The organism is Erwinia aeris (genome assembly GCF_041224955.1).
In the GTDB taxonomy this organism is placed as follows: Bacteria; Pseudomonadota; Gammaproteobacteria; order Enterobacterales; family Enterobacteriaceae; genus Erwinia; species Erwinia aeris.
In genome coordinates, this window is record NZ_JBGFFX010000003.1 from 457604 (window position 1) to 480033 (window position 22430).

The window sequence follows — 22430 nt, forward strand, 5'->3', positions numbered from 1 at the left end:
CCGTGCGCTATTATTCTGCCGGATGCCACTGTTCGATGGCGGACTGCTGTCGGCGCCGCGTCAGCATTTTTTCCAGCTCGAATACGGCAAACAGCAGCGCGCCGACGGCCAACGTAAGCAGCCAGATTTCCTGCGGCAGCGGCACGGTGGCAAACAGGCTTTGCATCACCGGCAGGCCGAACAGAGCCAGCTGCAACAGCGCGAGCAGAGCGCTCGCCAGCCAGAAACCATAATCTTTCAGCAGGCCGGTATTGAGCGAAGATCGCGCCGGTTCGCGGCAGTTCAGCAGCCAGACCCACTGCGCCACGATCAGCGTTTGCAGCAGCACGGCGTGAATAAATTTTGGTTCGTAGCCGCGTGATTGCAGCCACAGCTCGGTTACGAAAGCGCTCAGCATAATGGTTACGCCTGTAAAGCCGAGGTGCCAGAACCGGCAGCCTTGCGCCGAATGGCTCGCTTTCCGCGGCCGGGAACAGACAGGCGTGGACGCTGTTTTTCCGCTGATAAGGCTAACGGCAAGCGTGACCGACGCCGCGACATTTATCCATAAAACCTGAAGAGGCGCGATCGGAATAAATTTTCCTGCCAGCAGGGCGGCGATAAACAGCAGCGTCTGCGACAGGCAGATTGGCAGCATAAAGCGTCCCGCTTTTTTCAGGCCGTCACGAAGGCGCTGGCCTTCCTGCACGGCGCTGATAAGCGCGGCGAAATGATTATCGGGCAGCACGAGATCGGCGATCGCTTTTGTCACGCCGCCGTTTGCAGCCTGTGTCGCTATTCCGACATCGGCCTGTTTGAGCGCGGGGATATCCTGAGCGCCGTTGCCGGTGATGCCGACCACTTCGCCCTGGCTTTGCAGCGCGGCGACCAGCCGTTGCCTGTGCGCGGGCGTCATGCCCACAAAGATGTCATAGCGATCCACCACCCGGGCCAGCTCAATATCGCTCATTCGCTCCAGCTGGCGGCCGGTCAACTCGCTATGGCTGCCGCCAATGCCTGTCATTCGACCAATGGCCAGCGCCGTTGCCACAGGGTCGTCGGCCAGCATTTTTACCCGGATCCCGGCACGCTGGCAGTCGACAATCGCTCTGGCTGCTTCAGGACGCGGCGGATCTATCATGGCCGCTATGCCGCAGAAAATCAGGCCGTTTTGCAAATCGTCGTGGCAAAGCGCGGCCTGGTTTTTATCGGCCGGACGGCAGGCGCTGGCAATAAGGTGCAGGCCTTCTGCAGCGTGGTGCGCTATTTGCTGCTGCCACCAGGCAACATCCAGCGCTTCCAGACCCTGTCCGGTCTGCTGGAAGTCGCATATCCGCAGCAGCGCTTCCGGCTCGCCGAGCGCCAGAATATAGCTTTCGCCGTCAACCAGATAGCGCGTTGCCTGATACTTTCTGAGCTCATCAAACGGCAGCTTATCCAGCAGCAGCGCCGCCCGTTCAGGCAGGTGCGCTTTGGCAGCCGCCACCTTAAGCGCGGCCTGCGTCGGCTCGCCGGTGATGCGCCAGTTTTTTCCCTCATCTTTTAGCAGCGTGCTGTCGCTGCACAGATCCATATTTCTTAGCAGGTCGCGGAGCCGGGCGTGTACGGCTGGCGCTATGACGCTACAGTCTTTGTCCTGTAAAAAGCGGCCTGTCGGCTGGTAGCCGTTGCCCTCTACGCGGATCGTTTCTTCGTGCAGGATCAGCGCCCTGACCGTCATTTCGTTCATCGTCAGCGAGTGGGTTTTATCGCAGCAGACGACGCTCAGCGCGCCCAGCGTTTCCGCCGTGGAGAGATGGCGGACGGCAATATTCATTTTCCTCAGGCGCCATATGCTCAACGCCAGCGCCAGCACGATAATCATCGGCAGCCCTGCCGGCACGGCGGCAACCGCCAGACCGGCCAGCGTCTGCATCAGTCCCTGCATCGGCAGGCTGTGCCGCAGCAGCGCATAGAAGAACAGAAAAGCGATCAGCGTGACCATCAGCAGCCAGAAGCCGTTGCCGAGCCTGTCGAACGATCTTAGCTGCGGCGTCCGGCGCGGTCTGACAGAGCACAGGGCCGCCTCGATGCGACCCAGCTGCGTTTTTGCTCCGGTGGCTACCGCAATACCGGTGGCGCAGCCTGAAACCAGCGTGGAGCCGCAAAAAAGCATATTGCTGCGGACTTCCGCAGGCCGTTCGCCTTCGGTCGCGGCCGTTTGTTTGGCAACGGCGGTTGCTTCTCCCGTTAACATGCTTTCATCCACCCGCAGATTTTGCGCCTCGATTAGGCGAAGATCGGCAGGGACTTTATCGCCCGCGCCCAGCATAATGATGTCGCCCGGCACCAGGCTGCGGGTATCCACCTGCAGAATATTACCCTCGCGCCTGACGCTTGCGCGATCGGGAAAGCCGTCTGCAAGATCTGGCGAGCTTTGCGTGGCGTTTTGCTGTAGCCAGTTAGCCAGCAGGTTAAGCAGAATAACGACAAGGATGACGCCGGTATCCAGCCAATGTTCGGTAACGGCGGTTAACACCGAAGCCAACAGCAGAACGCAGATTGGCGCGGTCAGCAGGCGCATCAGCGGGCACCGACGCCTGCGCGGCGGCAGCGTATTGGGGCCGAGGCCGACCAGACGTTTCTGCGCCTCTTCTGCGGAAAGCCCCGATTCATGACTCTGCATTCTTTTTATTACGCCAGCCGCATCATAACGATACCAGGCAGGCGGCGATTTTAATTTTTGCATCACAGGTAATCCTTGCGGGGAGTGGATAACAGAACCCGCTACCAACGTCATAACATCAGTGAGTCAGATGGCTGTTCTCCGCCAGTCAGGCTAAAGGCGGGTAGCGTTGAGGCGAGCAAGGAAGGCTATGCTGAAGGAAAGCAGGGCAAGGATTGTTGATCGCAATTAACCTTTAGCCAGCCAAAATAGCCTGACGAAGCCCTGTTGACCCGGCGTTTAAAGAAGTCAGGTTAAGTAAATTTGCCGATGCGGCATAGCGGGAGTCGCCAGGCCTGGTTAGCATGTTAAGAGCTTTAATGGTAAGCACAGGACAAAGAGAGGCGTTAACGTGGGAAAAGTCATGGCGGACAAGTGGCGGTTTTGGGCGGCAGGCGTTTGCCTGGCGATAGTAGCAGGCACGGCGCACGCGGATTCGCTGGATGCGCAGCGCACGCGCTACCTGCAAATCAAGCAGGCCTGGGACAATAAACAGATGGATCAGGTTGCGCAGCTGATGCCCACGCTGCGCGATTACCCGCTTTATCCCTATCTTGAATATCGCGAGCTGGCGCAAAGCCTCGATCAGCAGAGCAGCTTCGTTATCAACGATTTTATTAAAAAAAACCCGACGCTGCCGCCGGTTCGCGCGCTTTCCTCAAGCTTTATCAACGAGCTGGCGCGACGCGAAGACTGGCGCGGCCTGCTGGTGTTCAGCCCGACCGAACCTAAACCTGTTGCCGCACGCTGCAACTGGTACTACGCCAAATGGGCCACTGGCGAGCAGCAGGTGGCCTGGAAAGGCGCTAAAACGATCTGGCTACGCGGCACCTCGCTGCCGCCGGGCTGCGACAGGCTGTTCAGCGCCTGGCAGGCGGCAGGTGAACAGACGCCGATTACCACGCTGGAGCGTATTCGTCTGGCTATGGTGGCCGGCAACAGTAACCTGGTGAATTTCCTGGCGGATCAGCTTCCTGAGGATTATCAGACCATCGCCAGCGCGGTGAAAGATTTGCAAAACAATCCGCAAAACGTGGAGGCCTTCGCCCGTATCGCCGGCCCGACCGATTTTACCCGCCAGGCCACCGCCATCGCTTTCGCGCGCGTGGCGCGTGAAGATGCCGAAAACGCCCGCGCGATGATCCCGACGCTGGTGCGGCTGCAAAAGATGAGCGAGCAGGAAGAGCAGAGCCTGAAAGAGGCGGTCGCGTGGCGATTAATGGGCAGCGACGTGACGACGGAACAGGCGCGCTGGCGTGATGACGTGGTGATGCGCAGCGATTCCGATGCGCTAATCGAGCGCCGCGTCAGGATGTCGCTGGGCAACAACGATCGTCGCGGGCTGAACACCTGGATCGCCCGACTGCCGGTAGAAACCAAGCAGAAAGATGAATGGCAGTACTGGCAGGCCGATCTGCTGCTGGAGCAGGGCCGCAAAGAGGAAGCCGATAAAATTCTGCGCGGCCTGATGCAGGAGCGCGGCTTCTATCCGATGGTCGCCGCCCAGCGCCTTGGCGTCGCCTACCCTTTACAGGTGGACGAAGCGCCGTCGGTAGAGCGCAGCCTGACTCAGGGGCCGGAAATCGCCCGCGTGCGTGAACTGATGTACTGGAATATGGATAACCTGGCGCGAACCGAATGGAGCTACCTGGTCGGCAGCAAAAGCCGCAGCCAGCAGCAGCAGCTGGCGCGCTACGCCTACGAGCAGAACTGGTGGGTGCTCAGCGTGCAGGCGACCATTTCCGGCAAACTGTGGAACAGCCTGAAGGAGCGCTTCCCGCTGGCCTATCAGGAACAGTTTAAGCGCTATACGGAAGGCAAAGCGATCCCTGTCAGCTACGCGATGGCGATTGCCCGCCAGGAGAGCGCCTGGAATCCGAAAGCCCGCTCGCCGGTTGGCGCATCCGGGCTGATGCAGGTCATGCCCGCGACCGCGCAGCATACGGTGAAGGTCTATAGCCTGCCGGGCTACAGCAACAGCAGCCAGCTGCTGGATGCGGAAACCAATATCCAGATCGGCACCCAGTATCTGGAATCGGTCTATCAACAGTTCGGCCAGAACCGCATTTTTTCTTCGGCGGCCTATAACGCCGGGCCGTCGCGAGTCAGAACGTGGCTGGGGAACAGCGCTGGCCGTCTGGATGCGGTCGCTTTTATCGAAACCATTCCTTTTTCGGAAACGCGTAACTATGTAAAAAACGTGCTGGCTTACGATGCCTACTATCGTCACTTTATGCGGCAGTCGGACAATATTCTCTCTGACGGCGAGTGGCAGCGACGCTATTGATCCCGCCCGGCCTGTGCTAGACTGCTGTACTAGTTAAAGAGTATGGGCCACCTATGACTGAACCTTCCATTCCCGTAACGATGGAACCGCACAACGAAGAGTGGCAGCGCTTTGTTGTGCTGCTCCAGCACGCTTTTGACAACGGACTGCACCTGCCGCTACTTCAGCTGATGATGACGCCGGACGAACGCGAGGCGCTGGGCACGCGCCTGCGTATTATCGAAGAGCTGATGCGCGGCGAGATGAGCCAGCGCGAGCTGAAAAACGATCTGGGCGTCGGCATCGCTACTATCACCCGTGGCTCGAACAGCCTGAAAAGCGCGCCGCCTGCCCTGAAAACCTGGCTGGAGGCGCAGCTGCTGAACGGTTCAGATAAGATCTGATCCGTCGGCGCTTTGCTGGTATACCGCGTTATGGAAAGGGCAGAGCGCCAGGATCAGCGCCTGATGATAGACGCTGGTGCGGCTGAGCTGCCCGGCGGTAAAGGCGCCGATCGCGCCGCCCTTATGCTTGATGTTTTCAATGCCGGTCAGGCTCGCCATCACTTCGCCCAGTTCGCGTCCGGCCGCAATGCCTTTCAGCACCACCGGCGGCAGCGTAAAGCTGGCGGAGCGTGACTCGCCGCGCTGCTGACGGTTTTCAATCACCATCCAGGCAAACGCGCTTTCGCCTTCAATACCGGCTTCAATCGCCACCCAAAAATCCGCCTGCGGACGCAGCTGACGGGCATTTTGCACGCGCTGGCGTGCGCCAGTTCTCGTTTCTGCATCGGTAAGGGGCTGCAGGGCCACGCCGCTGTCGACCTCGACGCCCTCCATATGGCAGGATCCCTCACCGAAAATATCGCTGAAAGCCTGAGAAATTGCCTTAATTTTTGCCGGATTAATGGTTGCAGCGACAACATGGTACATAATTGTTTGAACCCCTTACGCAAATTTGCCGCAGTATAACGGAAAACAGCAATGTTACAGGTCTATCTTGTTCGCCACGGAGAAACGCTTTGGAATGCAGCGAGACGCATTCAGGGACAGTCGGACAGCGCGCTGACGGCTAAAGGAGAGCAGCAGGCGCAGCAGGTGGGTGAACGGATGAAACATCTGGGCATTACTCACGTCATCGCCAGCGACCTGGGCCGCACCAAACGCACGGCTGAAATCATCGCGGACGCCTGCGGCTGTGAAGTGACGCTGGAGCCGCGTCTGCGCGAGCTGAATATGGGCGTGCTGGAAAAGCGCCCGCTGGATTCGCTGACGCCGGAAGAAGAGAGCTGGCGCGCCACGCTGATCAACGGCACCGAAAACGGTCGTATCCCGAACGGCGAGTCGATGACGGAGCTGGCCGCGCGAATGCACGAGGCGCTGAACGCCTGTCTGAACCTGCCCGCCGGCAGCCGTCCGCTGCTGGTCAGCCACGGTATGGCGCTGGGCGTGCTGGTGAGTACGCTGCTGGGGCTGCCTGCGTGGGCCGAGCGTCGGCTACGGCTGCGCAACTGCTCCATTTCCCGCGTCGATTACCAAAAGAGCGCCTGGCTGGCGTCCGGTTGGGTAGTGGAAACGGCGGGAGACGTGTCGCATCTGGATGCGCCCGCGCTGGACGAGTTGCAACGCTAACGAAGACGCGAAGCCGGGCTGAACCGGCTTACTCCTCAGCCTGGCGGCGGATCGGGATCAGATATTCGCAGCGGATATCTTGTGGCGGTTCCGGCTGCCTTTTGCCGCCGTGCGTGTGGAAACGCTCAATATCCTGCCCGTGGCGGCGCGTCAGCTGTAGCGTCGGCATACAGGTACCGTAAAGCAGCAGGATAAACTCCTGCAGGCTGGTTCTCGGCCCTTCGTAGGTAAACTGCACGTACTCGCCGCCTTCCAGCAGCACCGTTTGCGTTGCCGGGACGGGATGGAAAAGCTTATCGGACGGCACGGCGGTGGTGTAGAGAATTTCCTGCTCGTCATCTTTTTCCACGCTGGGCCGCGACTGGTGCAGGCCGTACAGCACGGGCGGGATGGTGTCCGTTTCCGTCAGGAACTGCCGCCAGAAATGCAGGCGCATCTCATCGCGATAGCTGGAAATCTGCTCCAGCGTGCAGGTATAGCTTTGCGTTTGTCCCACCAGCACCGTTTCCGGCAGGGTGACGTAAGTGGCTTCGGGCAGCTGAAAGTCATCCAGCCGGATCGGCGGACGCAGGCCGAAGGAGTGCCAGTCGGAGGCGCGACGATACCAGGCCGGCGTCTGGTTAAACTGTTTTTTAAACGCGCGCGTAAAGGTCTGCTGCGAGTCGAAGCGATACTGCAGGGCAATATCCAGAATAGGGCGGCTGGTCAGGCGCAGCGCGACCGCGGCTTTTGACAGCCGACGTGCACGAATATAGGCGCCGATAGCATGACCGGTAACTTCTTTAAACATCCTTTGCAAATGCCATTTTGAATAGCCTGCTCTGGCTGCGACGTGATCCAGAGACAGCGGCTGGTCAAGGTGGCCTTCAAGCCAGACTAGCAAGTCGCGAATGATACCGGCTTGATCCATAAAACGTCCTCATCCTGGTTAATATTGGTGCAGCAGCAGTTCTGGGATTGCTGAGAGTGAACTTTCGTTTTGTTAGTCCGGTATGCTATACCGGGGCACGCCAGGTCCGCCAGCGTAAAAGCGCTAAGCGAGGTAACTTACAATGTCATCTATTTTCTATGCAATGGTAACGTTATGACAATGAAAAAAATGTTAATGGTCACGGCAATAATGCTCACCCCTCTTGCGGTGCGCGCCGAAGTGGTCGGCTCGGTCGATACCACCTTTAAAGTGTTTGGGCCCGATCATAAGATTATGGTCGAAGCCTTTGACGATCCCGATGTACAAAACGTGACCTGCTACCTCAGCCGGGCAAAAACCGGCGGGATCAAAGGCGGGTTAGGTCTGGCGGAAGATACGTCGGATGCCGCTATTTCCTGCCAGCAGGTTGGGCCGATAACGCTCAGCGACAAGATTGCCCAAGGGAAAGCAGAAGGTGAAGTGGTGTTTCGTAAGCGCACCTCGCTGGTGTTCAAAAAGCTACAGGTAGTCCGCTTTTACGACCGCAAACGTAACGCGCTTATTTACCTTAGCTATTCCGACAAGGTGGTGGAAGGCTCGCCTAAAAATGCGTTAAGCGCCGTTCCCATCATGCCCTGGAGCCGCTAAGGCAAGCGAGAGGGGGCCGCGAAAAACGACCCCTCAACGCAGCACCGGCTTACTCCTGCAGGTCGCCGCAGAAACGGTAACCTTCACCATGAATAGTGGCGATAATTTCCGGCGTGTCCGGCGTGGACTCAAAATGTTTACGAATGCGGCGGATGGTGACGTCCACGGTGCGATCGTGCGGCTTCAGCTCGCGGCCGGTCATTTTTTTCAGCAGATCGGCGCGGGTCTGGATTTTGCCCGGATTCTCGCAGAAGTGCAGCATCGCGCGGAATTCGCTACGCGGCAGCTTGTACTGTTCGCCCTGCGGGCCAATCAGCGAGCGGCTGTTGATATCCAGCTCCCAGCCGTTAAAGCGATAGCTTTCAACCAGCTTGCGCTCCTCGCTGTGCGGCGCCAGATTCATGGTGCGCGACAGCAGATTACGGGCGCGGATAGTTAGCTCACGCGGGTTGAAAGGCTTGGTGATATAGTCATCCGCCCCGATCTCAAGGCCGAGGATCTTATCGACTTCGTTGTCCCTGCCGGTCAGGAACATCAGCGCCACGTTGGCCTGTTCACGCAGTTCGCGCGCCAGCAGCAGGCCGTTTTTGCCGGGAAGGTTTATATCCATGATGACCAGGTTGACGTCGTTCTCTGTCAAAACCTGATGCATTTCTGCACCGTCCGTAGCTTCATAAACCATGTAGCCTTCGGCCTCAAAAATACTTTTGAGAGTATTGCGAGTAACTAATTCGTCTTCAACGATAAGTATGTGCGGGGTCTGCATGTGTTCGCTACCTAAAATTGCCAAAAAACGATATGGGCATACAGCAGTTACCGTATGGGTAATACGCGGGCGCCGATTGACGCGTAACGCGGGCTGTACGGAATATGTTCACAAGCCATTCATGGACCGGAAAATACCAGATAAAAAAGTATATTCCCTGTCTCGGCAAGGTCAAAAATGGCGTATATCCTAACCTCATTAACAGCAACATAACAGCACAAGCCACGACCAACAGCCAATAAATAAAGCTTAATTGACTTATATCAATCCAATTGTAGCACGTTGAGGTGCCGTTGAAAAACGCCCCGCCAAAGGGCGATTTAGCTGGATAAGCGCCGCGCAAAGATGAAAAAATAAACGGCTTTCTTTGCAAAGAGTATAGATAAAATTTAACAATTCTTAATTGCCTGAACTACATGAGATTATCGTCAGATAAATGTTTTTATCGCTAAAATCAGCGGAAAAAAGCCGTAGTTTATAATTATAGCTGGTCAGACAGGTCGTTAGTATGTTGTTGATTTGTTAAAATGATAGCAGAGGTTTCCCGCCCATCTTATGCCACGGGACCCTCAGGATATGTCCACACTGAACTTAAGAAGGCCCTTATGCGTTTTCCCCTGATACTTGTTTCACCTGCCCGACCTGAAAATGTGGGGGCGGCGGCCCGCGCCATGAAAACCATGGGATTTGATGAATTACGGATCGTAAACAGTCAGGCGCATCTGGAAGCGGGCGCACGACGGGTCGCGCATGGCGCAGGCGAGATCCTGGAACAGGCTACGCACTGGCCTTCGCTGGCTGCCGCGCTGGCGGATATCGACTTCAGCATCGCTACCACCGCGCGAAGCCGGGCAAAATTCCGCTATTACGCCACGCCGCAGCAGGTAGAAAGCCAGCTGGCGGAAAAGCAGCAGTGGATCGGCAGCGCGGCGCTGGTGTTTGGGCGTGAGGATACCGGCCTGACGAATGAGGAGTTAGACCAGGTGGATTTGCTGACCGGCATTCCGATGGCGGCGGACTATCCTTCGCTGAATCTTGGGCAGGCGGTGATGGTGTACTGCTATCAGCTGTCGGCGCTGCGTCAGGTCGCCGCCGTGCCGGCCGTCACGGCTGACGGTCAGCAGCTGAAGGCGCTGCGCCAGCGGCTCAGCCAGCTGGTTGAGCGGCTTGAGGTCAGCGACGATCGCAAACTGGTCGACTGGCTGGATCAGCGTCTGGGCACGCTGCAACAGCGCGACACCGCTATGCTGCACCGGCTGCTGCACGACATAGAAAAAAATCTTATAGATAAAAAAACTGGTTAACGCTTTATACATAGCAAGACATGCTAAGGGTAAGCGGCTTTCGCCTTGGTTAAGATCTGTTTTCAGGCCAAATCCCTGGCGGGCGTTTTGTCAGCCGATTTGCGCCTGCGGATAAAAAAATTGACTTAGCCAGGGCTTTGCTTTACTTCTGAAAGCGGACAAATTCAAGACAGACAGTAAAATCTAAAATGCGTACTTACAGCCTGATGACAACAATCATTATTACCACCACCATTACCACAGGTAACGGTGCGGGCTGACGCATACAGGAAAAAATAAAAAAAGCCCGCACCTTAAACAGTGCGGGCTTTTTTTTCGGCAAAAATTCAGGAGATGATTATGCGAGTGCTGAAATTCGGTGGAACCTCAGTCGCCAACGCGGAAAGATTTTTGCGCGTGGCGGATATTCTGGAGAGCAATGCTAAGCAGGGACAGGTCGCTACCGTATTGTCCGCGCCGGCCAAAATCACCAACCATCTGGTGGCGATGATTGAAAAAACCATCAGCGGGCAGGATGCGCAGGTAAACCTGCTCGATGCCGAAAAGATTTTTGACGTTTTGCTGCAAGGGCTGGCGGAAGCGGAGCCGAAATTTCCCTACGCCCGTCTGAAAGCCGTGGTGGATGCGGAGTTCGCTCAGCTGAAGCAGGTGCTGCACGGTATCGGCCTGCTCGGCCAGTGCCCGGACAGCGTCAATGCCGCCATTATCTGTCGCGGCGAGAAGCTGTCGATCGCCATTATGGAAGGGCTGCTCCAGGCGCGCGGCTACGGCGTCAGCGTGATCGATCCTGTTGAAAAGCTGCTGGCGGTTGGCCACTATCTTGAGTCCACCGTGGATATTCCTGAATCCACTCGCCGTATCGCCGCCGCGCAGATCCCTGCCGAAAATATGATCCTGATGGCGGGCTTTACTGCCGGAAACGAAAAGGGCGAGCTGGTGGTGCTGGGCCGTAACGGCTCCGACTACTCCGCCGCCGTGCTGGCTGCCTGTCTGCGCGCCGACTGCTGTGAAATCTGGACCGATGTCGATGGCGTTTACACCTGCGATCCGCGTCAGGTGCCGGACGCCCGCCTGCTGAAAACCATGTCCTATCAGGAGGCGATGGAGCTTTCCTACTTCGGCGCTAAAGTGCTGCATCCGCGCACCATCACGCCGATCGCCCAGTTTCAAATTCCCTGCCTGATTAAAAATACCGCCAACCCGCAGGCGCCCGGCACGCTGATCGGCGGCGACAGCGCCAGCGACGATAACCCGGTAAAAGGCATCACCAACCTGAATAACATGGCGATGTTTAACGTCTCCGGGCCCGGCATGAAAGGGATGATCGGCATGGCCGCGCGCGTGTTCGCCGCCATGTCCCGCAGCGGCATTTCCGTGGTGCTGATCACCCAGTCTTCTTCCGAATACAGCATCAGCTTCTGCGTGCCGCAAAGCGATCAGCTGCGCGCCCGTCGCGTGCTGGAAGACGAGTTCTTCCTGGAGCTGAAAGACGGGCTGCTGGAGCCGCTGGACGTAATGGAAAATCTGGCCGTGATTTCGGTGGTGGGCGACGGAATGCGTACGCTGCGCGGTATCTCCGCGAAGTTCTTCTCGGCGCTGGCGCGGGCCAATATCAATATCGTGGCCATTGCGCAGGGCTCTTCAGAGCGCTCTATTTCCGTGGTGGTGCATAACGACGACGCCACGACCGGCGTGCGCGTGGTGCATCAGATGCTGTTCGCCACCGACCAGGTGATCGAAGTGTTTGTGATCGGCATCGGCGGCGTGGGCGCCGCGCTGATCGAACAGCTTTCCCGCCAGCAGGCGTGGCTGAAGAACAAGCATATCGATCTGCGCGTCTGCGGCATCGCCAACTCCAAAGCGCTGCTGACCAACGTGCACGGCATTCCGCTGGACAACTGGCAGGCCGCGCTCCAGGAAGCCAAAGAGCCTTTTAACCTGGCGCGCCTGAACCGTCTGGTGAAAGAGTATCATTTGCTTAACCCGGTGATTGTCGACTGTACCTCCAGCCAGGCCGTAGCCGACCAGTATGCGGATTTTCTGGCCGATGGTTTTCACGTGGTCACGCCTAACAAAAAGGCCAATACCTCATCCTGGCAGTACTATCAGCAGATGCGCGCGGCGGCGGCTAAATCGCGCCGCAAGTTCCTGTACGATACCAATGTGGGTGCGGGCCTGCCGGTGATTGAAAATCTGCAAAACCTGCTTAACGCCGGTGATGAGCTGCTGCGTTTCTCCGGCATTCTGTCCGGATCGCTCTCTTATATCTTCGGCAAGCTGGACGAGGGCGTGTCGCTGTCGGAAGCGACCCGTACAGCGCGCGAAATGGGCTTTACCGAGCCGGATCCGCGCGACGATCTCTCCGGGATGGACGTGGCGCGCAAGTTACTGATTCTGGCGCGTGAAGCGGGCTATCAGCTGGAGCTGAGCGATATCGAAATCGAAGCCGTGCTGCCGGAGGCGTTTAACGCGCTGGACGTGGAAACCTTTATGCAGCGGCTGCCGGAGCTGGACGACGCTTTTACCGCCCGCGTACGCCGCGCGGCCGATGAGGACAAAGTGTTGCGCTTTGTCGGCGTGATTGAAGAGGGCGGCCGCTGCCACGTGAAGATCGACGCCGTTGACGGCAACGATCCGCTGTATAAAGTCAAAAACGGCGAAAATGCTTTAGCTTTTTACAGCCGCTATTATCAGCCTATACCGCTGGTGCTGCGCGGTTACGGTGCCGGTAACGACGTGACCGCCGCGGGCGTGTTTGCCGATCTGTTACGCACCTTGTCATGGAAGTTGGGAGTTTAAACATGGTTAAGATCTATGCGCCAGCCTCAATTGGCAACGTCAGCGTCGGCTTCGACGTGCTGGGCGCGGCGGTTTCGCCCGTCGACGGAACGCTGCTGGGCGACTGCGTAACGGTGGAGGCGGCCAGCGAGTTCAGCCTGCGCAACGAGGGTCGCTTCGTCAGCAAGCTGCCTGCCGATCCGCAGGAAAATATCGTCTGGCAGTGCTGGGATCGCTTTTGCGAGGCGACAGGCAAACGCGTACCGGTAGCGATGACGCTGGAAAAAAATATGCCGATCGGCTCCGGTCTGGGATCTAGCGCCTGTTCGGTGGTGGCCGGACTGATGGCGATGAACGAACATTGCGGCAGGCCGCTTGACGACAACCAGCTGCTGACGCTGATGGGCGAGCTGGAAGGCCGGGTTTCCGGCAGCGTCCACTTTGATAACGTGGCACCCTGTTTCCTGGGCGGCCTGCAGCTGATGCTGGAAGAGAACGGCGCGATCAGCCAGCCGGTGCCATGCTTTGATGACTGGCTGTGGGTGATGGCCTATCCCGGCATCAAGGTTTCCACCGCCGAGGCGCGGGCGATCCTGCCTGCGCAATATCGCAAAGAAGATATCATCAAACACGGCCGCTATCTGGGCGGCTTTATTCACGCCTGCCACACTCAGCAGCCGGAACTGGCGGCGAAGCTGATGCGCGACGTGATCGCCGAACCCTACCGCACTAAACTGTTACCGGGCTTCGCCAATGCCCGCCAGGCCGCCCAGGATATCGGCGCGCTGGCCTGCGGCATTTCCGGCTCCGGGCCGACGCTGTTCGCCGTCTGTAATCAGGCCGACACGGCGCAGCGCATGGCAGACTGGCTTCGCCAGCACTACCTGCAAAACGAGGAAGGCTTCGTCCATATTTGCCGCTTAGACACGGCTGGCGCACGTAAACTGGGATAACGCATGAAACTTTATAATCTGAAAGATCACAACGAGCAGGTCAGCTTTTCACAGGCGGTTAAACAGGGTCTGGGCAGCCAGCAGGGGCTGTTTTTCCCGCTGGAGCTGCCGGAGTTTGAGCTGACCGATATCGACGCCATGCTGGAGATGGATTTCGTCAGCCGCAGCAGCAAAATTCTCTCTGCTTTTATCGGCGACGAAATCGACGCGCATCATCTGCACGAGCGCGTGAAAAACGCGTTTGCGTTCCCCGCGCCGGTAGCGAGAGTCACCGACGATATTTCTGCGCTGGAGCTGTTTCACGGCCCGACGCTGGCTTTTAAAGACTTCGGCGGCCGCTTTATGGCGCAGATGCTCTCTTACGTCAGCGGCGCGGACGAGAAGATCACCATCCTGACCGCCACTTCTGGCGATACCGGTGCGGCCGTAGCCCATGCGTTTTACGGCATGGACAACGTGCGCGTGGTGATCCTCTATCCGCAGGGCAAAATTAGCCCGTTGCAGGAGAAGCTGTTCTGTACGCTGGGAGGCAATATCCAGACGATCGCTATCGACGGCGATTTCGATACCTGTCAGTCGCTAGTCAAGCAGGCCTTCGACGACGAGCTGCTGAAGAAGGCCATCGGCCTGAACTCGGCGAACTCGATCAATATCAGCCGCCTGCTGGCGCAGATTTGCTACTACTTTGAAGCGGTGGCGCAGCTGCCGCAGGAAAAACGCAATCAGCTGGTGGTGTCGGTGCCGAGCGGTAACTTCGGCGATCTGACGGCGGGCCTGCTGGCGAAATCACTGGGCCTGCCGGTGAAGCGTTTTATTGCCGCCACCAATGCCAACGACACCGTGCCGCGCTTCCTGAAAGGCGGCGAGTGGCTGCCTGCCGCTACCGTTTCCACGTTGTCGAACGCCATGGACGTCAGCCAGCCGAACAACTGGCCGCGCGTTGAGGAGTTGTTCCGCCGCAAAACCTGGCGCCTGACCGACCTGGGCTTTGGCGCGGTAGATGATGAAACCACCCGCGCTACTATGCGCGAGCTGGCGGATCTGGGCTATATCTCCGAGCCGCACGCCGCTATCGCTTACCGACTGCTGCGCGATCAGCTACAGGAAGGCGAGTTCGGGCTGTTCCTGGGGACGGCGCATCCGGCCAAGTTCAAGGAGAGCGTGGAAGAAATCCTGGGCCAGACGCTGCCGCTGCCGCAGGAGCTGGCGGATCGCGCCGATCTGCCGCTGCTGTCGCACAAGATGGCCGCCGATTTCGCCGAGCTGCGCGACTTCCTGCTTTACAAATAACGCCTGCGGCCCTTATTCATAAGGGCCTGAGATTGTTGACACACTCATCCTCTGTCATCAAGTCGCATTGGGGCCGGTGGAAAGCAGCGGAGGCAGATCGGAACACGGACACGCCGTGAATACGTCCATGTAGGCTCGTTTCGCGCGTCCATGCGCGAAAACGGTCCGCTTATCCGCTCAGCCTCTGCCGCTGTGAAGCGGTTGTGTCGCTATCAAAAACGACAGTGTAGAGTCGCAGGCTTTTAAGTCTGTCATCAAACATTGGCCCTTACCCGTAAGGGTCTTTTCCTGCCTGTTATGCCGTCCCGCTGGTGGAGGGCTCTCCTGAGTTTCCGGTTGATTGTGGTGACCCTGAAGGCTGAATAGCGGCCGTTTGCTGCCCGGAAGGCGGCGCGGCTATCGCCTGCTGGCTACGGCTATCCGCTGCCGGATTCGGCTGTCCGGCGGCGGTGATATTCACCGGCCCGCTGGTGGCAGCTGCTACGGCGGCGCGCACTTTACTGTGCGCCTGATAGATCTGGTTCACCATCTTGTAGGTCAGGCCAAACGCGGCTGCGGTGCCGCCGTTGTTCAGCAGGCTGGAGAGCTGCGGCGACAGCGAGCCTTTGGTCGCCGCATTCAGCACCTGCTGCGCGGCCAGGGTGCTGGCATTGGCGAAGTTATTCCAGCTCAGGCGGGCAATGGAGTGATCCAGCAGGCGGCCATAATCTTTCATCGGCAGGGAAGGGGAGAACTTCTGCGAGTCGCCCGCGCGTTTGGCGTCATAATGCTTGCCCAGAAAGGCGTCGCCCGTCTCAATCACGGTGTTGCAGGCTGCCCGGATGCCGGAAACCAGCGCCGCCATCGCGTGCAGCTCTTTCCCGCTGAGCCGCTGCCCGGCCGCATCGCGAATTTCAGGGCCGGAAACGGTATAGCCCTGCGGCAGCGCTTTCTGGATCAGACCGTCCTGCAACATGCCCATCGCCAGCGTATTCAGCGTGTACCAGGCACCGTTGGTGCGCATATCGCCATCGCTGACGCCGTGGCTTGGTTTGCCGTCGCGCGAGGCCACCATGCTGCCGGTCGCCTGCAAAGATTCGCGCGAGGCCGCGTAAAGCACGTTGCGCAGCTGGGTGCTGAGCACGCGGGTGGTTAAGCCAGGGTTGCCGGTCAGCACGCCAGCCGCCGACATGCCTATATTCATCAGTTCGGCGGCGACCTGCTGCCCGGTTACGCGCTGTGAGTCCTGCTGGTGTTTGTCCGTCATATTTTGCCATTCCTGCGGCTTATCGCGCTGGATTACGTCTGCCTGGCCCGGACTCAGGCCAAACTGACCGCGCACGGCAACGGCATTGTTTTGCGGATCGCGTGCCAGACGCGGCTCCCTGATATGGTGATGCGCGGCGATGTTTGCCAGCGACACCGCGACCTGAAGCCCCACGGCGGCGGCCGGATGCTTCTCGGCCAGATGCGGCAGCATCATGTTATAGGCCTCGATAAATGCCTCTTCGCGCATCAGCGTCGGCAGCCCGCAGGTCACCATCTGCTGTAGCGCATGGCCGCCCAGCGCGCCCCAGGCTTTGTTTTGCAGCGGCGCAGAGGCGAATTTCCCCAGGGTGACGGCGGAGTGTTTGGTTTCGTTCCAGCTCGCTTTTCCGGCAATTTTTGCGCCTTTCCAGCTTTGATTACCGACATACTTCGTGCCCTGCCAGCCCGCTTTGCCCGCTACCGTCATTTTGTCGGCGGCGTAGCTGCCGCCGGTTTTTAAGCCGCCCCATGCCGCGTTGCCAACGGTTTGCAGGCCGCCCGAGGTCGTCTGTAACCCTTTTCTGGCGCCCTCCGCCAGGCCGGAAAAAAACTGGCCTGCCGCGTGGCTCGCCCTGGCCGCGCGCGCTGGCCCCGTGGGCAGCGGGCCGCTTTCAATATCGCCCCGGCTGTTCTGCACGGTCATCTGCTGTAGGGCGGGCGCGCGCTGGATTGAATCAGTCATAAGTCGCCTCTCTGTGTATCGCTACTGAAAGCCATGGTCAGGGTCATCAGATTTGCCAGCCATTCGGCTAAATCAAGGCCGTCCAGCCCCAGGGAATCCCAGCGGCAGAGCAGGCTGACCTCTTCCTGATAAAGCCCCAGCGAGCAGTGCGTCAGCGGCTGTAAATCCCCGTTGGCGACCAGCAGCCGACGGGCGTCATCCTTCTTCAGCTCAAGCGGCGTGGAAAGGAAAAGGTGGCGGCCGTCACCGTCGGCGGTAATGGCTATCTCACGCTCGGGAAAGCGTAGCGAACAGAGGCAGCCGTTGAGCTGGTATTGCGTTGCGGGCAGTTCTGACGCGGCGACAGCCTGCTGCACCAGCGGGTAGTGCCACCGGGCGGCCAGCGCCTGTTCCGCCAGCTCATCGATTTTTAAAGCCGTCTGCTGCTGCCAGCCCATGACCCAGCCGGGCAGTGCTGGCGTTTTGTCTGCTTGCTGCGTTGCCTCGGGCTGGCCGAGAGACAGCAGTAAATCGATCAGGCTGGCGGCAAGGGCGTCGATATCGTTAAGGATGGCCGCCAGCGCCAGCGCATCATCAACGGCGTCAAAAGCCAGGCGTCTGGTCAGCAGCGTCGTACCCTGTTCATCCAGCGAGAGGCTGATGCCGTTCATCGCCATCGCCACGCCATTAGCGCGCAGCAACAGCTGCTGCCAGGTTTCAGAATGGATTGCCTGGGGCGTGCGCAAATAGCCAACGACGAGCCACAGCGGGACGGGATCTTCGCTTTGGCAAATCATAACTACATGCAGCGCGTCCAGGCGGAGCAGGCCGGTTGTGGCAAATTGCTGCTGCGCCTTTTCGTCTACGCCAAACTGCGCCGCTGCCGCTTGCAGCCAGGCATGCGAGCCAACGGGCAGCGGATTTTGCAGCGTGGGCGCGGCGGCGTTTACGGTGGGAGGATGCGTGGCGTGCCAGGCCCTGTCAGTGACGGTTTTAAGAAGCGCTTGCCGATCCATAATTACCTCAAGGCTGATGCAGATAAACCTTGAGTAGAGCGATCGGCGGCGCGGTTCGGCACCATAACAAAACGCTATGGCTGGATCTGAAAAGGCGGCTCGCCCGCGAAAGCGGTATCAGGCGATTTCGTGACGTTTAAACACCAGCTCGCGCTCGCTGCTTTCGTCAGCCACGAAAAAGTAGCCGTCAACGTCGAACGCTTTCAGCTGTTCCGGCTGCGTCAGGCGGCGCTCGATAATATAACGGCTCATCAGGCCACGGGCCTTTTTGGCGTAGAAGCTGATAACCTTAAACTTGCCGTTCTTCTCGTCCAGGAACACCGGCTTGACGATGCGGCCTTGCAGCTTCGCTGGCTTCACCGTTTTAAAATACTCATCGGAAGCCAGGTTGATCAGCACGTCGTCGCCCTGTTCCGCCAGCGCCGCGTTCAGCGCTTCGGTCAGCCTGTCGCCCCAAAAGGCATAAAGATCTTTGCCGGCAGGGTTGGTCAGCTTAGTGCCCATCTCCAGACGGTAAGGCTGCATCAGATCCAGCGGCCGCAGCAGGCCGTAAAGCCCGGAAAGCATGCGCAGATGCTGCTGGGCAAAGGTGAAGTCGTCTTCGCTGAAGGTCTCCGCCTGAAGTCCGGCGTAAACGTCGCCCTTAAAAGCCAGAATGGCCTGGCGCGCGTTATCCGGCGTAAAAGGCGTTTGCCATGCCTGAAAACGACCGGCGTTTAAATCGGCCAGCTTGTCGCTGATGCTCATCAGTGAGCCGATCTGCGCGGGCGTCAAGTCGCGCGCCACGTCAATCAGCTTTTTGGCATCATTCAGCAGCGCGGGCTGCGTAAAGCGGGCGGTCGCCAGCGGGCTTGCGAAATCCAGCGTCTTGGCCGGGGAGATCACCATCAACATGACAGAATCCTTATGTAATACGCCATCGGAGGGCAAAAAAAAGCGCAGGCAGTGTAGCAAAAAAGCGCCGTGGCACGACAAATCACTGCTATCGGCCCGGACAAATTAGCTAAATAAAGGGCGCGATTTAGCACTCAGTGGCCTGGCCGCAAGCTTACCTTGCATGGTCGGTCTCGCGTGATATTATCCGTGGCAGACAGTTTCAAGAACCCGATAACTCTTCTGAGAGAATGACAACCATGACGGACAAACTGACTTCCCTGCGCCAGCTCACCACCGTTGTTGCCGATACCGGCGACATCGCAGCGATGAAGCTGTATCAACCGCAAGACGCTACCACTAACCCTTCACTGATCCTGAATGCCTCACAGATCCCGGAATACCGTAAGCTGATCGATGAAGCCGTAACGTGGGCGCGCGAGCAGACCAGCAACAAAGAAGAGCAGATCCAGTACGCGGCAGATATGCTGAACGTCAAAATTGGTCTGGAGATCCTGAAGCTGGTGCCGGGTCGTATCTCTACGGAAGTCGATGCGCGTCTCTCTTACGACACCGAAGGCAGCATCAATAAAGCGCGCGCGCTGATCAAGCTCTATAACGATGCCGGTATCAGCAACGACCGCATCCTGATCAAGCTGGCCTCCACCTGGCAGGGCATTCGTGCCGCCGAGCAGCTGGAAAAAGAAGGGATCAACTGTAACCTGACGCTGCTGTTCTCCTTCGCTCAGGCCCGCGCCTGCGCCGAAGCGGGCGTCTACCTGATCTCTCCTTTCGTTGGCCGTATTCTGGACTGGTACAAAGCCAATACCGACAAGAAAGAGTACGCGCCGCATGAAGATCCGGGCGTGGTTTCCGTGTCTGAAATCTACCAGTACTACAAGCAGCACGGTTACGAAACCGTGGTCATGGGCGCAAGCTTCCGTAACGTAGGCGAGATCGTTGAGCTGGCCGGCTGCGACCGTCTGACCATCTCCCCGGCGCTGCTGAAAGAGCTGGCGGAAAGCGAAGGCACGCTGGAGCGTAAGCTCTCCTACACCGGCGAAGTCAAAGCGCGTCCCGCTAAAATGACCGAAGCGGAATTCCTGTGGGAGCACAACCAGGATCCAATGGCGGTTGATAAGCTGGCGCAGGGCATTCGCAACTTCGCGCTTGACCAGGCCAAGCTGGATAAGATGCTCGCCGAACTGCTGTAATTCCCTCACGCGGTCGGCTCGCCGGCCGCGTCCTGTACATCAAGCGTGGCAATGTTTATCCTTCCCCTGTTCCCCTTATAAAACCGCGCCCTCCCGCGGCCGGCCTCACAGTGACGACACAATGAATACTTTACGCATAGGATTGATCTCCGTTTCCGATCGCGCGGCTAACGGCATCTATCAGGACGAAGGCTTACCGGCGCTGGAAGCCTGGCTTTCTACGGCGCTGGCGACGCCTTTTACCGTTGAGAAACGGCTGGTGCCCGACGAGCAGCCGATGATTGAGCACGCCATTTGCGAGCTGGTGGACGAGCTGTTTTGCCATCTGGTGTTGACTACCGGCGGAACCGGGCCGGCCAGACGCGACGTGACGCCGGACGCCACGCTGGCTATCGCGGATCGCGAAATGCCGGGCTTTGGCGAACAGATGCGTCAGATCAGCCTGAATTTTGTGCCGACCGCTATCCTTTCGCGCCAGGTTGGCGTGATCCGCAAGCAGTCACTGGTGATTAATCTGCCGGGGCAGCCAAAATCGATCAAAGAGACGCTGGAAGGCTTAAAGGACGCGGACGGCAAAGCGAAAGTGCACGGTATTTTCGCCAGCGTGCCCTACTGCATCCAGCTGCTGGATGGCCCTTATGTGGAAACGCATGAGGCGGTAGTAGCAGCATTTCGTCCTAAAAGCGCCAGACGCGAAACAAACAGCTAAAAATTTCCGGATTCAGGCATAAAGTTCAGCGCTGCTGGTGTAGCGGAAAATGAACGGTATAGTCATGCTGGCTTTACACGCTCTTATTCCCTCACTTCTGGCTGCGCGACGATTATGCACAATAACAGCACTCGCCGATTGAACCGGCAGGATTACAAAACCCTCTCTCTGGCCGCCCTGGGCGGCGCGCTGGAGTTCTATGATTTTATCATCTTCGTTTTTTTCGCGGCGGTCATAGGCGAACGCTTCTTTCCGGCTGATATCCCCGACTGGCTACGACAGATGCAGACCTTCGGCATCTTTGCCGCAGGCTATCTGGCGCGGCCGCTTGGCGGCATTATCATGGCGCATTTTGGTGACAGCAGGGGAAGGAAGAAAATGTTCAGCCTGAGCATCCTGCTGATGGCCCTGCCGACGCTGGCGATGGGGCTGCTGCCTGACTATGCGTCGCTGGGCGTGGCGGCACCCGTACTGCTGCTGCTGCTGCGCCTGTTACAGGGCGCGGCCATCGGCGGCGAAGTGCCCGGTGCCTGGGTTTTTGTGGCGGAGCACGTGCCGGAAAAACGGATCGGTTTCGCCTGCGGCACGCTGACCGCCGGACTGACGGCGGGTATTTTATTGGGAGCGCTGGTTGCCACGCTGATCGCCACCACGCTGTCGGCCCAAAGCATCGCGACATTCGGCTGGCGCATTCCTTTTTTTCTTGGCGGGATTTTTGGCCTGATCGCGCTTTATCTGCGCCGCTGGCTGCATGAAACGCCGGTCTTTACGGAAATGCAGGCACGCAAGGCGCTGGCGCAGGAGCTGCCGCTGAAAACCATCGTCAGGGCGCATCGTCGGAGCGTGATCGTTTCCATGCTGCTGACCTGGCTGCTTTCCGCCTGCATTGTGGTGGTCATTTTGATGGCACCCGCGCTGCTGCAAAAAACCTATGGGCTACCGGCGGCGCAAACTTTACAGGCCAACAGCCTGGCGACCGTTATGCTGCTTATCGGCTGCGTGGTGGCGGGCGCGGCGGCAGATCGTTTCGGCGCGGGTAAGACGTTGATGGTCGGCAGCCTGCTGCTGGCGGGCGGCAGCGCCTGCTTTTTTTACGTGGCCGCGGCTGCGCCACAGTATCTTTATGCCGCCTATGCGCTGGCTGGCCTGTGCGTAGGGGTAGTGGGCATCACGCCTTTTATTATGGTGAAAGCGTTTCCGGCGGACGTGCGTTTCACCGGCATTTCGTTCTCCTATAACGTCGCCTACGCCATTTTTGGTGGGCTGACGCCCATTTGCGTCACTTTTATCATGAAGCTGACACCCATGGCGCCGCTCTGGTACGTGCTGAGCCTGGCGGCGATGGGCTTTGTGCTGGGCGGCTGGCTGCTGCGTAGCGACAGGCAACCGTTATTAAATCAGGTCAGCATTCGCTAAAAGACAGGCCCCGTGATTATCCACA

Annotated in this window: 19 protein-coding genes and 1 other annotated feature; of the genes, 12 read left to right on the forward strand and 7 right to left on the reverse strand. The window is 58.5% G+C overall.

All coding sequences use genetic code 11. From position 1 onward, the window contains the following. Positions 1–10 precede the first annotated feature (10 nt). Positions 11–2707, reverse strand: a complete 2697-nt coding sequence (locus tag AB6T85_RS08370) for a P-type ATPase actuator domain-containing protein (protein ID WP_369895269.1) — start codon at positions 2705–2707, stop codon at positions 11–13. Between the two features lie 340 nt (positions 2708–3047). Between AB6T85_RS08370 and sltY the strand changes: the two genes are divergently transcribed. Together sltY and trpR are read left to right on the forward strand one after the other, a co-directional pair. Continuing rightward, complete coding sequence (sltY, locus tag AB6T85_RS08375; protein WP_369895297.1) at positions 3048–4970, forward strand: murein transglycosylase; 1923 nt, start codon at positions 3048–3050, stop codon at positions 4968–4970. 53 nt (positions 4971–5023) lie between these two features. Next, positions 5024–5353, forward strand: a complete 330-nt coding sequence (gene trpR / locus AB6T85_RS08380) for a trp operon repressor (RefSeq protein ID WP_125290501.1) — start codon at positions 5024–5026, stop codon at positions 5351–5353. Here trpR and yjjX read toward each other — a convergent pair. Next, on the reverse strand, positions 5339–5881 hold the full coding sequence (gene yjjX / locus AB6T85_RS08385) for an inosine/xanthosine triphosphatase (RefSeq protein WP_253455401.1): 543 nt from the start codon (positions 5879–5881) through the stop codon (positions 5339–5341). The genes trpR and yjjX overlap by 15 nt on opposite strands. A 51-nt stretch (positions 5882–5932) precedes the next feature. On the opposite strand from yjjX, the gene gpmB reads away from it, so the two are divergent. Beyond that, positions 5933–6580, forward strand: a complete 648-nt coding sequence (gpmB, locus tag AB6T85_RS08390; RefSeq protein ID WP_253455399.1) for a 2,3-diphosphoglycerate-dependent phosphoglycerate mutase GpmB — start codon at positions 5933–5935, stop codon at positions 6578–6580. Positions 6581–6608: 28 nt separating this feature from the next. Here gpmB and robA read toward each other — a convergent pair whose 3' ends face one another. After that, a complete protein-coding gene (gene robA, locus AB6T85_RS08395) occupies positions 6609–7490 on the reverse strand; it encodes an MDR efflux pump AcrAB transcriptional activator RobA (RefSeq protein WP_253455397.1) in 882 nt (293 codons plus the stop codon). Between the two features lie 174 nt (positions 7491–7664). On the opposite strand from robA, the gene creA reads away from it, so the two are divergent. Next, positions 7665–8138, forward strand: a complete 474-nt coding sequence (gene creA, locus AB6T85_RS08400; RefSeq protein ID WP_253455395.1) for a protein CreA — start codon at positions 7665–7667, stop codon at positions 8136–8138. Positions 8139–8187: 49 nt separating this feature from the next. Here creA and arcA read toward each other — a convergent pair whose 3' ends face one another. Beyond that, positions 8188–8904 (reverse strand): two-component system response regulator ArcA, encoded by a 717-nt coding sequence (gene arcA, locus AB6T85_RS08405; protein ID WP_125290506.1) that lies wholly within the window; start codon positions 8902–8904, stop codon positions 8188–8190. A 605-nt stretch (positions 8905–9509) separates the two neighbouring features. Here arcA and AB6T85_RS08410 point away from each other — a divergent pair. From AB6T85_RS08410 to thrC, 5 genes are all read left to right on the forward strand, one after another. After that, positions 9510–10208 carry a tRNA/rRNA methyltransferase gene (locus tag AB6T85_RS08410; RefSeq protein ID WP_253455393.1) on the forward strand — a complete coding sequence of 233 codons (699 nt, stop codon included), beginning with the start codon at positions 9510–9512 and terminating at the stop codon, positions 10206–10208. Between the two features lie 188 nt (positions 10209–10396). After that, a complete protein-coding gene (gene thrL, locus AB6T85_RS08415; protein ID WP_124232041.1) occupies positions 10397–10468 on the forward strand; it encodes a thr operon leader peptide in 72 nt (23 codons plus the stop codon). Then, positions 10404–10525 (forward strand) — a sequence feature (Thr leader region). (Overlaps the previous gene by 65 nt.) Before the next feature lie 22 nt (positions 10526–10547). Beyond that, positions 10548–13007 (forward strand): bifunctional aspartate kinase/homoserine dehydrogenase I, encoded by a 2460-nt coding sequence (gene thrA / locus AB6T85_RS08420; protein WP_253455391.1) that lies wholly within the window; start codon positions 10548–10550, stop codon positions 13005–13007. 2 nt (positions 13008–13009) lie between these two features. Beyond that, entirely contained in the window at positions 13010–13939 is a 930-nt protein-coding gene (gene thrB, locus AB6T85_RS08425; protein ID WP_253455389.1) for a homoserine kinase, read from the forward strand. A gap of 3 nt (positions 13940–13942) precedes the next feature. Beyond that, entirely contained in the window at positions 13943–15229 is a 1287-nt protein-coding gene (gene thrC, locus AB6T85_RS08430) for a threonine synthase (RefSeq protein WP_301252432.1), read from the forward strand. Positions 15230–15524: 295 nt separating this feature from the next. Here the strand turns inward: thrC and AB6T85_RS08435 are convergent, their stop codons facing one another. The 3 genes from AB6T85_RS08435 to yaaA all read right to left on the reverse strand — a co-directional run bounded on the left by AB6T85_RS08435 (position 15525) and on the right by yaaA (position 19087). Beyond that, positions 15525–17198: a hypothetical protein gene (locus tag AB6T85_RS08435; RefSeq protein WP_369895273.1), complete on the reverse strand. Its 1674-nt coding sequence runs from the start codon at positions 17196–17198 to the stop codon at positions 15525–15527. Further along, positions 17195–18193, reverse strand: a complete 999-nt coding sequence (locus AB6T85_RS08440; protein ID WP_369895275.1) for a type III secretion system chaperone — start codon at positions 18191–18193, stop codon at positions 17195–17197. The genes AB6T85_RS08435 and AB6T85_RS08440 overlap by 4 nt, the downstream gene beginning before the upstream one ends. 117 nt (positions 18194–18310) lie before the next feature. Then, positions 18311–19087 carry a peroxide stress protein YaaA gene (gene yaaA, locus AB6T85_RS08445; protein WP_301730176.1) on the reverse strand — a complete coding sequence of 259 codons (777 nt, stop codon included), beginning with the start codon at positions 19085–19087 and terminating at the stop codon, positions 18311–18313. 239 nt (positions 19088–19326) lie between these two features. Here yaaA and tal point away from each other — a divergent pair, with 239 nt between their 5' ends. The 3 genes from tal (at position 19327) to AB6T85_RS08460 (ending at position 22405) form a co-directional block, all read left to right on the forward strand. Further along, positions 19327–20280, forward strand: coding sequence for a transaldolase (tal, locus tag AB6T85_RS08450; protein ID WP_253455383.1), 954 nt, complete (start codon positions 19327–19329; stop codon positions 20278–20280). A gap of 121 nt (positions 20281–20401) precedes the next feature. Then, the gene (gene mog / locus AB6T85_RS08455) at positions 20402–20989 is read left to right on the forward strand and encodes a molybdopterin adenylyltransferase (RefSeq protein ID WP_125290515.1); all 588 of its coding nucleotides are present in this window, start codon (positions 20402–20404) and stop codon (positions 20987–20989) included. Between the two features lie 114 nt (positions 20990–21103). Next, positions 21104–22405 carry an MFS transporter gene (locus AB6T85_RS08460; protein WP_369895277.1) on the forward strand — a complete coding sequence of 434 codons (1302 nt, stop codon included), beginning with the start codon at positions 21104–21106 and terminating at the stop codon, positions 22403–22405. Positions 22406–22430: the final 25 nt, after the last annotated feature.

Coding starts and splice junctions, on each gene's coding strand:
- yjjX (WP_253455401.1), bottom strand. CDS start 5,881: ATGTACCATGTTGTCGCTGCAACCATTAATCCGGCAAAAATTAAGGCA.
- thrC (WP_301252432.1), top strand. CDS start 13,943: ATGAAACTTTATAATCTGAAAGATCACAACGAGCAGGTCAGCTTTTCA.
- creA (WP_253455395.1), top strand. CDS start 7,665: ATGACAATGAAAAAAATGTTAATGGTCACGGCAATAATGCTCACCCCT.
- thrA (WP_253455391.1), top strand. CDS start 10,548: ATGCGAGTGCTGAAATTCGGTGGAACCTCAGTCGCCAACGCGGAAAGA.
- AB6T85_RS08435 (WP_369895273.1), bottom strand. CDS start 17,198: ATGACTGATTCAATCCAGCGCGCGCCCGCCCTACAGCAGATGACCGTG.
- AB6T85_RS08410 (WP_253455393.1), top strand. CDS start 9,510: ATGCGTTTTCCCCTGATACTTGTTTCACCTGCCCGACCTGAAAATGTG.
- thrB (WP_253455389.1), top strand. CDS start 13,010: ATGGTTAAGATCTATGCGCCAGCCTCAATTGGCAACGTCAGCGTCGGC.
- yaaA (WP_301730176.1), bottom strand. CDS start 19,087: ATGTTGATGGTGATCTCCCCGGCCAAGACGCTGGATTTCGCAAGCCCG.
- AB6T85_RS08460 (WP_369895277.1), top strand. CDS start 21,104: ATGCACAATAACAGCACTCGCCGATTGAACCGGCAGGATTACAAAACC.
- robA (WP_253455397.1), bottom strand. CDS start 7,490: ATGGATCAAGCCGGTATCATTCGCGACTTGCTAGTCTGGCTTGAAGGC.
- mog (WP_125290515.1), top strand. CDS start 20,402: ATGAATACTTTACGCATAGGATTGATCTCCGTTTCCGATCGCGCGGCT.
- gpmB (WP_253455399.1), top strand. CDS start 5,933: ATGTTACAGGTCTATCTTGTTCGCCACGGAGAAACGCTTTGGAATGCA.
- tal (WP_253455383.1), top strand. CDS start 19,327: ATGACGGACAAACTGACTTCCCTGCGCCAGCTCACCACCGTTGTTGCC.
- sltY (WP_369895297.1), top strand. CDS start 3,048: ATGGCGGACAAGTGGCGGTTTTGGGCGGCAGGCGTTTGCCTGGCGATA.
- AB6T85_RS08370 (WP_369895269.1), bottom strand. CDS start 2,707: ATGCAAAAATTAAAATCGCCGCCTGCCTGGTATCGTTATGATGCGGCT.
- trpR (WP_125290501.1), top strand. CDS start 5,024: ATGACTGAACCTTCCATTCCCGTAACGATGGAACCGCACAACGAAGAG.
- arcA (WP_125290506.1), bottom strand. CDS start 8,904: ATGCAGACCCCGCACATACTTATCGTTGAAGACGAATTAGTTACTCGC.
- AB6T85_RS08440 (WP_369895275.1), bottom strand. CDS start 18,193: ATGGATCGGCAAGCGCTTCTTAAAACCGTCACTGACAGGGCCTGGCAC.